This window comes from Roseateles cavernae (assembly GCF_040187885.1).
GTDB lineage: Bacteria > Pseudomonadota > Gammaproteobacteria > Burkholderiales > Burkholderiaceae_C > Roseateles_E > Roseateles_E cavernae.
The window spans coordinates 155,902-167,640 of the sequence record NZ_JBDPLH010000005.1 but is presented as its reverse complement, the minus strand read 5'-3'; the positions used below and the strand labels follow the sequence as shown (position 1 = coordinate 167,640).

Below are 11,739 nucleotides of genomic sequence, written 5' to 3'. Positions count from 1 at the left end.
GCCGTGGCTGTGCGCGTCCAGACCGTGAATCTCACGGTGGGAGCCCCGAATTTTCAACATCACGGAGCCTTCCCATGTCTGCACGTTTTGAGTCGACCGCCCTGGTCGTCCCGTTTGAACATCTGAGAATGAGCGATGTCGAGGTCGTTGGCGGCAAGAACGCCAGCCTCGGCGAAATGATCTCGCAGCTCTCCGCCACCGGTGTGCGTGTGCCCGGCGGCTTTGCCACCACGGCCCACGCCTTCCGCGAGTTCCTCAAGTACGAGGGCCTGGACAAGCGCATCGAGGCGCGCCTGTCCACGCTGGATACCGACGATGTGCGCGCGCTGGCCGAGGCCGGCGCCGAGATCCGCGGCTGGCTGGAGGCGCAGCCCTTCCCGGCCGAGCTGGAAAAGGCCATCCGCAGCTCCTTCGCGCAGCTGACGGCCGACAACCCCGGCGTGTCCTTCGCCGTGCGTTCCTCGGCGACCGCCGAAGACCTGCCCGACGCCTCGTTCGCCGGCCAGCAGGAGACCTTCCTGAACGTGATCGGCATCGAGGAGGTGCTGCACAAGATGAAGGAGGTGTTCGCGTCGCTGTACAACGACCGCGCGATCAGCTACCGCGTGCACAAGGGCTTTGCCCATGCCGATGTCGCGCTGTCGGCCGGCGTGCAGCGCATGGTGCGTTCCGACCTGGGCTCGGCCGGCGTGATGTTCACGATCGACACCGAGAGCGGCTTCAAGGACGTGGTCTTCATCACCTCCAGCTACGGCCTGGGCGAGACGGTGGTGCAGGGCGCTGTCAACCCTGACGAGTTCTATGTTCACAAGCCGGCGCTGAAGGCAGGCAAGCTGCCCATCATCCGCCGCAACCTCGGCTCCAAGCTGATTCGCATGGAGTTTGCGACGCCGGACGAGAAGGCCGCCTCCGGCAAGCTGGTCAAGACCGTGGACACCGTGCCCGAGGCGCGCAACCGCTACTCGCTGACCGACACCGAGGTGATCGAGCTGGCCAAGTACGCGATGATCATCGAGCAGCACTATCAGCGCCCGATGGACATCGAGTGGGGCCGCGACGGCGTCGATGGCCAGATCTACATCCTGCAGGCCCGGCCCGAGACGGTGAAGAGCCAGGCCGAGGGTCAGGCCGAGCTGAGCTACAAGCTCAAGGGGCAGAGTGCGGTGCTGGCCGAGGGCCGCGCGATCGGCCAGAAGATCGGCACCGGCCCGGTGCGCCTGGTCGAGAGCATTGCCGATATGGGCCGGGTCCAGCCCGGCGATGTGCTGGTCACCGACATGACCGACCCGAACTGGGAGCCGGTGATGAAGCGCGCCAGCGCCATCGTGACCAACCGCGGCGGCCGCACCTGCCACGCCGCCATCATCGCGCGCGAGCTGGGCATCCCGGCCGTGGTCGGCTGCGGCGACGCGACCGAGAAGCTCAAGGACGGCCAGTTGGTGACCGTGGTCTGCTCCGAGGGCGACACCGGCTTCATCTACGACGGCCTGCTGGAGACCGAGGTCAGCGAGGTGCATCGCGGCGAGCTGCCGTACTGCCCGATCAAGATCATGATGAACGTCGGCAACCCGCAGCTGGCCTTCAACTTCGCCCAGATGCCCAGCGCCGGCGTCGGCCTGGCGCGGCTGGAATTCATCATCAACAACAATATCGGCGTCCACCCCAAGGCCATCCTCGACTATCCGAATATCGATGCCGACCTGAAGAAGGCGGTCGAGTCGGTGGCGCGCGGCCACGCCTCGCCGCGCGCCTTCTATGTGGACAAGCTGGTCGAGGGGGTCGCGACGATCGCGGCCGCCTTCTTCCCGCGCCCGGTGATCGTGCGTCTGTCCGACTTCAAGAGCAATGAGTACCGCAAGCTGATTGGCGGCTCGCGCTATGAGCCCGATGAAGAGAACCCGATGCTGGGCTTCCGCGGCGCCTCGCGCTATATCAGCGGCGAGTTCTCCGACGCCTTCGCGATGGAGTGCGAGGCGCTCAAGCGCGTGCGCAACGAGATGGGTCTGAGCAATGTCGAGATCATGGTGCCCTTCGTGCGCACCGTGAAGCAGGCCGAGCGCGTCGTCGCGATGCTGGCCGAGCGCGGCCTCAAGCGCGCCGCGTCGGGCGGCCAGGACGGGCTGCGCATCATCATGATGTGCGAGGTGCCGTCCAACGCCATCCTGGCCGAGGCCTTCCTGGAACATTTCGACGGCATGTCGATCGGCTCCAACGATCTGACCCAGCTGACTTTGGGCCTGGACCGCGACTCGGGCCTGGAGCAACTGGCCGGCGATTTCGACGAGCGCGACTCGGCCGTCAAGGCGCTGATCTCGCGCGCGATCACCGCCTGCCGCGCCACCGGCAAGTACATCGGCATCTGCGGCCAGGGCCCCAGCGACCATCCGGACTTCGCCGACTGGTTGGCGCAGGAGGGCATCGTCTCGATCTCGCTGAACCCGGACTCGGTGATCGAGACCTGGCAGCGCCTGGCCAAGCGCTGAGCCGCTTGAATGAAAGCAAAAAAAGCCCGCGACAGCGGGCTTTTTTCTTGCTGGGGGCGGGCCTCAGCGGTCCGGCGAGCCGACCACCGCCAGGGTCTGGGTGCCGGTGACGATCATGCGCACCATGATGACCAGTTGCTCGGTCAGCTCGGGCAGCTTGTCGTGGGGCATGTCCATCGCGGTGGAGCCGATCGCGAAGACCAGCCGGGTGATGGCCTTGGCGGTCAGCGCCGGCTCGTAGAGGCCGGTGTTGTTGGATCTGGCAAAGCGGATCAGGTCGACGCGCAGCTCTTCCTCGAAGAACAGCAGCTGCCGGTCCACCGCATGCTTGAAGGCGTCCGAGCCGACGGTGCCCTCGCGCAGCAGGATGTGCAGCAGCCGGTCGTCCGAGCGCAGCTGTTCCATGAAGGCCTGGACGGCGCTGCGCACCACGGAGCTGCCGTCGCTGGCGCGCCGCCGTGCCTCGCCGATGATGTCGCGCAGCGACTGGCCGGCCATGTCGATCAGGGTCACGGCCAGCTCGTCCATATCGCGGAACTGGCGGTAGAAGCTGTTCGGCGCAATGCCGGCCTCGCGGGCCACCTCGCGCAGGCTCAGGGTCGAGACGCTGCGGTGTGGCCCGACCAGCTTCAGTGCGGCCTGCACGATGTCCTCACGCGAAATCACCGCCTTGCGGCCCGGGCCCGCGGGGGCGAGGGGGTCCGGCAAGGTGTCGGCGGGGCTGAGTAGAAGGCTTGTCATGGTGGTGTGCGAGAGTGCGCATCATACCGAAGGGCGATTGATATACATCTGTATAGACGAATGTGTTTATGCCCGTATACTGTCTCCCGAATCTTGCCGGCCTTGATGGGGCCGCGCCGAACGGAGTGTTTTTCGTGTCTTCTGTTGCTCCAGCGCGCGTCGGATTGCTCCGCCGCCTCGCCAAACCCCTTGTCGACCCCGCTGTCTTTGACTTCTGGCTCGGCCATCTGAACCGCACCTGGACCTGGGAGCGGCCGCTGGCGCGCGTGGTCGAGCGGCGGGCCGAGTCCTCCGACGCCGTCACGCTGGTGCTCAAGCCGAATCGCCACTGGCGTGGCTTCAGGCCCGGCCAGCATCTGAATATCGGTGCCGAGATCAAGGGTCGGCTGGTAACCCGCAGCTACAGCCTGACCGACATTCCCCGCCGTGACGGCCGCATCGCGATCACCGTCAAGCGGGTCGCGGGCGGGCTGCTGTCCAACCATCTGTGCGACGAGGTCCGGGTCGGCGATGTGCTGCCGCTGGACCAGGCTTATGGCGAGATGGGTTTGCCGGCCAAGCCGCAGGGCGACTGGCTGTTCCTGGCCGCCGGCAGCGGCATCACGCCGCTGATGGGGCTGACTCGCGCGCTGGCTGCCGATGGCATGCCGGCCTCGCTGACCATGATCTACTGGGCCCAGACGGCCGAGCAGCTGTGCTTTGCCGAGGAGCTGCAAGCGCTGGCGGCCCGCGAGCCGCGCTTCAAACTGCATCTGCAGCTGACCCAGGACCCGACGACGCCGGCCACGCGCATCGCTGCGGCCCCGCTGGAGGCGCTGCTCGGCCCGCTGGCCCAGCTCGGCGAGCTGCAGGTGCTGGGCTGCGGCCCCGGCGGTTTTGTCGAGACGGCGCGCCAGCTGCTGCGCCCGCATGTGCAGAGCTTCCAGGCCGAGGCCTTCTCGCCGGCCGCGCCACTCAATGTCGACAATGCCCATCAAGTCACCTTGCAGCTGCGCCGCAGCGGCCGCAGCCTGACGATCAGCTCGGGCGACAACCTGCTGAGCGCGCTGGAGGCTCAAGGGCTGCGCCCGCCCTCGGGTTGCCGCATGGGCATCTGCCACAGCTGCGTCTGCACCAAGCACGAGGGCCTGGCCCAGAACATCGACACCGGTGAGCGCGATCACGAGCCGAACAGCGCCTTGCGCCTGTGCGTGAGCCGTGCCTGCAGCGACATCAGCCTGGATCTTTGAGAACAAGATGAGCAAATCCCTGACCCGCAATCTCGCCAATGACGAACTGGAGAAGTTCGGCGCCGAGATCGAAGCCCTGCGCGCCAAGACCGTGGCCGATCTGGGCGAGCGCGATGCGCGCTATATCCGCAATATCTTCAAGGCCGTGCGCTGGACCGAGTTCGCCGGCCGCGCGCTGCTGATGATCGGTGCCTTTCTGCCGACGCCCTGGTTGATCGGCTGCTGGGTACTGGGCACGCTGAGCCTGGCGCTGTCCAAGATCATGGACAATATGGAGCTGGGCCACAACGTCATCCATGGTCAGTACGACTGGATGGGTGACCCCCACCTGAAGGGCAAGCAGTTCGAGTGGGACATCATCGGCACCAGTGACAACTGGCGCAAGACCCACAACTTCCGCCACCACACCTACACCAATATCCACGGCCTGGACGACGACATCGGCTATGGCGTGTTGCGCCTGTTCCCCGAGCAGCGCTGGACCCCGGCGGCGCTGTTCCAGCCCTTGTATGCGCTGGTCTTTGCCGCGCTGTTCCAGTGGGGCGTCGCGATCCAGGACCTGCGCCTGGGCCAGCTGTTCGGCAAGCGCAAGAAGGCCGCGCGCGCCGAGTTGCGCCGCGCCGGCGTGCCGGTGCTCAAGAAGATGAGCCGCCAGCTGATCAAGGACTATCTGATCTTCCCGCTGCTGGCCGGCCCGGGCTTTTTGGTGGTGGCCAGCGGCAATCTGGTGGCCAACGGTCTGCGCAATATCTGGACCTACACCATCATCTTCTGCGGCCACTTCACGACCGACGTCGAGACCTTCCCGAAGGGCGTGCTGAAGAACGAGACCCGCGCGCACTGGTACTGGCGCCAGATCCGCGGCTCGTCGAACCTGGCGGGTGGTTTTGTGCTGAACACCCTGTCCGGCAATCTGAGCCACCAGATCGAGCACCATCTGTTCCCCGATGTGCCGGCCAACCGCTATGTCGAGATGGCGCCGGTGGTGCGCGATATCTGCAAGCGCTATGGCGTGCACTACAACACCGGCTCGCTGCCCGTGCAGTTTGGCCAGGTGATCTGGCGCATCCTGCGCCATGCGTTGCCCAGCAGCCCGCGCGCCAGCCGCCTGGCCAGCGCGAACTCCTAAGTCCTGACCATCCGGGCGAGGGGCGTGCGCGCCCCGGGTTCGCCGCTATAGCCGCGGCGTGCGGGCACCCGCATGATGCCGGCTTGAAAACAAGAGCCCGCGCGTGAGCATCCCCACCGCCCCGTCCGCCACAGCCACGCCCGCCACAGGATTGAAGGCGCGGCTGAACCGCATCTATGCCTGGTACACGCTGGGCTTTGTGCTGTTCGTGCTGCTGCTGGCCCTGCTGGAGCGGCTGGGCCTGTCCAAGAGCTGGATCGGCTTTTCCTTTCTGTTCGCCACCGTCGGCGTCTACGCCGGTATCGGCGTGCTGAGCCGCACCACCGACGCGACCGAGTACTACGTGGCCGGCCGGCGCGTGCCGGCCTTCTACAACGGCATGGCCACCGGGGCCGACTGGATGAGCGCGGCCAGCTTCATCGGCATGGCGGGCACCCTCTACCTGTCCGGCTACAGCGGCCTGGCCTTTGTGCTGGGCTGGACCGGCGGCTTCTGCCTGGTGGCCCTGTGCCTGGCGCCCTATCTGCGCCGCTTCGGTCAGTTCACCGTGCCCGACTTTCTGGGCGAGCGCTACGGCAGCAATGCGGTGCGGCTGATCGCGGCGCTGTCGGCGATCGGTGTGTCCTTCATCTATGTGGTCGCGCAGATCTATGGCATTGGCCTGATCACGACGCGGCTCTCGGGCCTGACCTTCGAGATCGGCGTTTTCGTCGGCCTGGGCGGGGTGCTGGTGTGCTCCTTTCTCGGCGGCATGCGGGCGGTCACCTGGACCCAGGTGGCGCAGTACATCATCCTGATCATTGCTTACTTGGTGCCGGTGATCTGGCTCTCGGTCAAGCAGACCGGAGTGCCGGTGCCGCAGGCCGTCTATGGCTATCAGGTGCAGAAGATCAGCGAGCGCGAGCGCGAGCTGGTGAGCGACCCGGCCGAGCAGCAGGTGATCCAGGCGCTGCGCGAGCGGGTGCAGGCCTATGAGCGCAAGCTGCGCGATGTGCCGGCGGCGCTGGCGCGCGAGCGGGCCGAAGCCTTGCGCCATGTCGCCCGCCTGAAGGCCGAGGATGCGCCGCTGGCGCAGATCCAGGCGGCCGAGAAGCGTCTGGCGGCCCTGCCCAAGACGCCGGCCGAGGCGCGCGAGCTGTGGCTGCGGCTGATGGCCGCCGACGAGGCCCGCGCCAGGCCGCTGGCCGGCATGCCGCCGCATGCCCAGGCCTTTGCCGGCGACCCGGCCGGCGATGCCCAGCAGGTGCAGCTCTTCGATGAATCGCGCCGCAACTTCCTGGCCCTGGTGTTCTGCCTGATGGTGGGCACCGCCGGCCTGCCGCACATCCTGAACCGCTGCTACACCACGCCCTCGGTACGCGAGGCGCGCGAGTCGGTCGGCTGGTCGCTGCTCTTCATCGGCCTGCTGTATTTCACGGCGCCGGCGCTGGCGGTGATGGTCAAGTTCGAGGTCTTCAACACCCTGGTCGGCACGCCGTTCGACCAGTTGCCGGGCTGGATCGCGCAGTGGGGCAAGGTGGACCCGGGCCTGCTCTCGGTCAGCGACATCAATCGCGACGGCGTCCTGCAGCTCGGCGAAATGTATATCGGCAGCGATATCGTGATGCTGGTGACACCCGAGCTGGCCGGGCTGCCCTATGTGGTCTCGGGCATGGTGGCGGCCGGCGGGCTGGCCGCCGCGCTGTCCACCGCCGACGGCCTGCTGCTGACGATCTCGAGCGCGCTGGCGCATGACGTCTACCACCGCATCATCAACCCCCGTGCCTCGGCGACCCAGCGGGTGATGATCTCCAAGACCTTGCTGCTGCTGACGGCGCTGGCCGCGGCGGCGGTAGCGGCACAAAAGCCGGCCGACATCCTGCTGCTGGTGTCGGCGGCGTTTTCCTTTGCCGGCGCCGCCTTTGTGCCGGCCCTGGTGCTGGGCGTGTTCTGGAAGCGCGCCAATCGCTGGGGCGCAATGGCCGGCATGCTGGTGGGCCTGGGCGTGACGGCCTACTACATGATCACCGCCCATCCCTGGCTGCATGCGGCGCTGAAGCTGCCCGGCGTGCCCGAGCTGTGGTGGGGCATACAGCCGATCTCGGCCGGCGTGTTCGGCGTGCCGGCCGGCGCGGCGGCCATCGTCATCGTCAGCCTGCTGAGCCCGGCGCCGCGCCGCGCCCAGCAGGAATTCGTCGATGCGGTGCGCATGCCGCCTTGAGCGGTCGAGAAAGAGGGCTTCAAGGTCTCTGGCCCACGGCGCATTGCGGCCGCATCGCAGTTCGCGTTATACTCGCGGGCTTTCCCCCTTGCCGTACCCACGATTGCTGACGCTGTGGGGCGGCTTCCTCAGGCCGGGCGGGTTCACGAGAGCCCAGCGGTCTGGAATCCACAAGGAGTATCTATGCGTCATTACGAGATCGTTCTGCTGATCCATCCGGATCAAAGCGAACAAGTTCCGGCCATGCTGGAACGCTACAAGGGCCTGATCACCGCTGGCGGTGGTGCTGTGCATCGCGTCGAAGATTGGGGTCGCCGTCAACTGGCCTACCTGATCCAGAAGCTGGCCAAGGCCCATTACCTGTGCCTGAACATCGAGTGCAGCAAGGAAACCTTGGTTGAGCTCGAGACCGGCTTCCGCTTCAACGACGCCGTGCTGCGTCACCTGACCGTCGTCAAGCCCAAGGCTGAGACCACCCCGTCGGTGATGATGAAGTCGGTCGAGCGTGAAGAGGCTCGCAAGGCGCCTCAGCAAGAAGCCCACGCCTAAGCGCTGGTGACGCTCGCGCAGCCCAACGCGCAAACGCCGGTGAATCAACTGGTTTTGCAAGCGCAGCTGCTTGAGCTGGGACTGATCAGATACACGCCGGCCGGCCAGACGGCCCTGGACTTCAGCTTGAAGCATGAATCCCAGGTGCAGGAAGCAGGCAGGCCCCGCAAGGTCTCGATGGAGATACGTGCGGTGGCCATCGGTGAGATCTGCAAGCGCGTTCAGGCGCTTGGTGTCGGAGGCAATGCCCTGTTCACGGGTTTCCTCAGCGCCATGCGCAACGGTCGTGGAACGATCTTCCACATCACCGCCCTGACGCCCGGTCCCACGCCACATTGTTCGAATCCGGATTGAATTGAAAGAGGTCTAATATGCCCCCGCCACGTGGTAAAGGTCGCTTCTCCAAAGACAAGAAGCCCAAGCGCAACCAACAATCGCTGTTGTTCCGCCGCAAGCGTTTCTGCCGCTTCACCGTCACCGGTGTCGAGCAGATCGACTACAAGGACATCGACACCCTGCGCGACTTTGTCGGCGAAAACGGCAAGATCACGCCCGCTCGTCTGACCGGCACGCGCGCTTTCTTCCAGCGTCAGCTGACGGTTGCCATCAAGCGCGCGCGCTTCCTGGCCATGCTGCCGTACAGCGACCAGCACAAGGTCTGAGGAGACACCCAACATGCAAATCATCCTGCTTGAAAAGGTCGCGAACCTCGGCAACCTCGGCGACGTCGTCAAGGTCAAGGACGGCTACGCCCGCAACTTCCTGATCCCGACCCGCCAGGCACGCCGTGCTACGGCCGCCGCGATCAAGGAATTCGAAGCCAAGCGCGCCGAACTGGAAAAGGCCGCCGCCGAGAAGCTGGCCGCCGCCCAAGCCCTGGGCGACAGCATGAACGGCAAGACTGTGCGCATCAGCCAGAAGGCTGGCGTGGACGGCCGTCTGTTCGGCTCGGTCACCAATGCCGACATCGCCGATGCGCTGAGCAAGCTGGGCTTCGCCGTGAGCAAGTCGCAGATCCGTCTGCCGCTGGGCCCGCTGAAGGCCGTCGGCGAGTTCGCCGTCAGCGTCGCTCCGCACACCGATGTGGTGTCGGAAGTGACCGTGCAAGTGGTTGCCGAGGCAGAATAAGCCCAACGCGAGCAAACCCCGATTGGTGTGACCTGAACAGGGCTGCACCATCAGAAAAGCCGACGACTTTCGAGCCGTCGGCTTTTTGCCTTCTGGGCGGATGAGTTGTTCATCCGCTATTCAGCGCTTTTGCACAGCTTTATCCACAGAGCCCTGAAACCGCCATGTCTGCGATCTTCTCCTCTGCTCCCACTCCCAGCGGTCACGACGATGAAGTGGCCCGCCTGCGCGTGCCGCCGCATTCGGTCGAAGCCGAGCAAAGCGTGCTCGGGGGGCTGCTGATCGACAACACCGCCTGGGACCGCGCCGGCGATATGCTGACCGACGCCGACTTCTACCGCTACGAGCACAAGCAGATCTATGCCTCGATCGGCAAGCTGATCAATGCCGGCAAGCCGGCCGATGTGGTGACGGTGTTCGAGGAGCTGACCTCGCTTGGCAAGGCCCAGGACTGCGGCGGCCTGGCCTATCTGAACGATCTGGCGCAAAGCGTGCCGAGCGCCGGCAATCTGCGCCGCTATGCCGAAATCGTCCGCGAGCGCGCGGTGCTGCGCAAGCTGGTCAGTGCCAGCGACGAGATCGCCAGCGCGGCGCTCAACCCGCAGGGGCGGGCGGTCAAGGACATCGTCGACGAGGCCGAAGGCAAGATCTTCCGCATCAACGAGGAAGGCAATCGCAGCGGCCAGGGCTTCCAGAGCATGGACAACCTGGTCGTCGCCTTGATCGACCGTGTCAACGAGCTGGCCGAGAACGGCGCCGAGGACGTGACCGGCGTGCGCACCGGCTTCTACGACCTCGACAATATGACCGCCGGCCTGCAGCCCGGCGACCTGATCATCCTGGCCGCACGCCCCTCGATGGGCAAGACCGCCTTCGTCGTCAATATCGGCGAGAACGTCGCGATCAACGAAGGCCTGCCGGTCGTCATCTACTCGATGGAAATGGGCGCGGCCCAGCTGGCGCTGCGTATGGTGGGCTCGGTCGGGCGCATCGACCAGAGCCGCCTGCGCCTGGGCCGACTGGCCGACGACGAATGGGGCCGCCTGTCCGAGGCGGTCGACAAGCTCGGCAAGGCCCATATCTATATCGACGAAAGCCCCGGCCTGTCGCCCAGCGAGGTGCGCGCCCGTGCGCGTCGCCAGGCCCGCATCAGCGGCCAGCTCGGCCTCATCATCATCGACTACCTGCAACTGATGAGCGGCAACGGCGGCAACGAGGAAAACCGTGCCACCGTGATCGGCGAGATCTCGCGCGGCCTGAAGGCGCTGGCCAAGGAGCTGAAGTGCCCGGTGATCGCGCTCTCGCAGCTGAACCGCTCGGTCGAAACCCGGCCCGACAAGCGGCCGATGATGTCCGATCTGCGCGAGTCCGGCGCCATTGAGCAGGATGCCGACATCATCATGTTCATCTACCGCGACGAGTACTACACCAAGGATGAATGCAAGGAGCCGGGCGTTGCCGAGATCATCATCGCCAAGCAGCGTAACGGCCCGGTCGGCACGGTCAAGCTGGCCTTTGCGCGCCAGCACACCAAGTTCGAGAACCTGGCGCCCGGCTATGTGAGCCCCGGCGGCGACGAATACTGAGCGGCCTCTCGACAAGTCCTGGCATGCTGTATAAATTAACAGTATGCCAATCAAGCAGCCCGACCCGAGCCAAGCGACCGTCCAGAAGGGGCGTGGCAGCGCCTGGCAGATCGCCCACCGTTTCGAGCGCGCCGAGCGCGAGGTCTTCGATGATGGCTGGGGCACGCTGGACCAGTGCGCCGAAGAAGAGCATCTGGCGCCGCAGACCGAGATCATCGAGGAGCGCGCGCGCAGCATCATCTCCAGCAACCAGTCGCCCGACATCAGCTTTGATCGATCGATCAATCCCTACCGGGGCTGTGAGCATGGCTGCATCTACTGCTTTGCGCGCCCGACCCACAGCTATCTGAACCTCTCGCCGGGCCTGGACTTCGAGACCAAGATCATCGCCAAGGTCAATGCGGTGGAGCGCCTGCGCGCCGAGCTGAGCAAGCCAGGCTACCGGCCGCTGTCCCTGGTGCTGGGCACGGCCACCGATGCCTACCAACCGGTGGAGCGGCGCCTGGGTCTGACGCGCGGGCTGATCGCGCTGCTGAGCGAATGCCGGCACCCGTTTTCGCTGGTCACCAAGTCATCGGGCGTCGAGCGCGATCTGGACCTGATCGCGCCGCATGCGGCGCGCGGCCTGGCCTCGGTCTATCTGTCTATCACCACCCTGGACCCGCAGCTGGCGCGGCTGATGGAGCCGCGCGCC

11 protein-coding genes are annotated in these 11,739 nt (G+C 65.9%); 10 read left to right on the top strand and 1 reads right to left on the bottom strand.

All coding sequences use genetic code 11. From position 1 onward, the window contains the following. Positions 1–74 precede the first annotated feature (74 nt). Complete coding sequence (ppsA, locus tag ABGI63_RS15770; protein ID WP_349743321.1) at positions 75–2,483, top strand: phosphoenolpyruvate synthase; 2,409 nt, start codon at positions 75–77, stop codon at positions 2,481–2,483. A 63-nt stretch (positions 2,484–2,546) separates the two neighbouring features. Here ppsA and fabR read toward each other — a convergent pair whose 3' ends face one another. Further along, entirely contained in the window at positions 2,547–3,224 is a 678-nt protein-coding gene (fabR, locus tag ABGI63_RS15765) for an HTH-type transcriptional repressor FabR (protein ID WP_349743320.1), read from the bottom strand. Positions 3,225–3,388: 164 nt separating this feature from the next. On the opposite strand from fabR, the gene ABGI63_RS15760 reads away from it, so the two are divergent. From ABGI63_RS15760 to ABGI63_RS15720, 9 genes are all read left to right on the top strand, one after another. Then, positions 3,389–4,453 carry a ferredoxin reductase gene (locus tag ABGI63_RS15760; RefSeq protein WP_349743319.1) on the top strand — a complete coding sequence of 355 codons (1,065 nt, stop codon included), beginning with the start codon at positions 3,389–3,391 and terminating at the stop codon, positions 4,451–4,453. Between the two features lie 7 nt (positions 4,454–4,460). Continuing rightward, positions 4,461–5,582, top strand: a complete 1,122-nt coding sequence (locus tag ABGI63_RS15755) for a fatty acid desaturase family protein (protein WP_349743318.1) — start codon at positions 4,461–4,463, stop codon at positions 5,580–5,582. Positions 5,583–5,685: 103 nt separating this feature from the next. Next, entirely contained in the window at positions 5,686–7,782 is a 2,097-nt protein-coding gene (locus ABGI63_RS15750; protein WP_349743317.1) for a sodium:solute symporter family protein, read from the top strand. 183 nt (positions 7,783–7,965) lie between these two features. Continuing rightward, positions 7,966–8,331: a 30S ribosomal protein S6 gene (gene rpsF, locus ABGI63_RS15745; protein ID WP_137941786.1), complete on the top strand. Its 366-nt coding sequence runs from the start codon at positions 7,966–7,968 to the stop codon at positions 8,329–8,331. 6 nt (positions 8,332–8,337) lie between these two features. Continuing rightward, positions 8,338–8,685 carry a primosomal replication protein N gene (priB, locus tag ABGI63_RS15740; RefSeq protein WP_262969534.1) on the top strand — a complete coding sequence of 116 codons (348 nt, stop codon included), beginning with the start codon at positions 8,338–8,340 and terminating at the stop codon, positions 8,683–8,685. 17 nt (positions 8,686–8,702) lie between these two features. Next, positions 8,703–8,993 (top strand): 30S ribosomal protein S18, encoded by a 291-nt coding sequence (rpsR, locus tag ABGI63_RS15735; protein WP_137941787.1) that lies wholly within the window; start codon positions 8,703–8,705, stop codon positions 8,991–8,993. Positions 8,994–9,006: 13 nt separating this feature from the next. Continuing rightward, positions 9,007–9,459 carry a 50S ribosomal protein L9 gene (gene rplI / locus ABGI63_RS15730; protein ID WP_137941788.1) on the top strand — a complete coding sequence of 151 codons (453 nt, stop codon included), beginning with the start codon at positions 9,007–9,009 and terminating at the stop codon, positions 9,457–9,459. Between the two features lie 164 nt (positions 9,460–9,623). Next, on the top strand, positions 9,624–11,045 hold the full coding sequence (dnaB, locus tag ABGI63_RS15725) for a replicative DNA helicase (protein ID WP_137941789.1): 1,422 nt from the start codon (positions 9,624–9,626) through the stop codon (positions 11,043–11,045). A gap of 43 nt (positions 11,046–11,088) precedes the next feature. Then, the coding region (locus ABGI63_RS15720; RefSeq protein WP_349743316.1) for a radical SAM protein at positions 11,089–11,739 on the top strand (651 nt) is incomplete at its 3' end.

Coding starts and splice junctions, on each gene's coding strand:
- rpsF (WP_137941786.1), top strand. CDS start 7,966: ATGCGTCATTACGAGATCGTTCTGCTGATCCATCCGGATCAAAGCGAA.
- ppsA (WP_349743321.1), top strand. CDS start 75: ATGTCTGCACGTTTTGAGTCGACCGCCCTGGTCGTCCCGTTTGAACAT.
- dnaB (WP_137941789.1), top strand. CDS start 9,624: ATGTCTGCGATCTTCTCCTCTGCTCCCACTCCCAGCGGTCACGACGAT.
- rplI (WP_137941788.1), top strand. CDS start 9,007: ATGCAAATCATCCTGCTTGAAAAGGTCGCGAACCTCGGCAACCTCGGC.
- rpsR (WP_137941787.1), top strand. CDS start 8,703: ATGCCCCCGCCACGTGGTAAAGGTCGCTTCTCCAAAGACAAGAAGCCC.
- ABGI63_RS15755 (WP_349743318.1), top strand. CDS start 4,461: ATGAGCAAATCCCTGACCCGCAATCTCGCCAATGACGAACTGGAGAAG.
- fabR (WP_349743320.1), bottom strand. CDS start 3,224: ATGACAAGCCTTCTACTCAGCCCCGCCGACACCTTGCCGGACCCCCTC.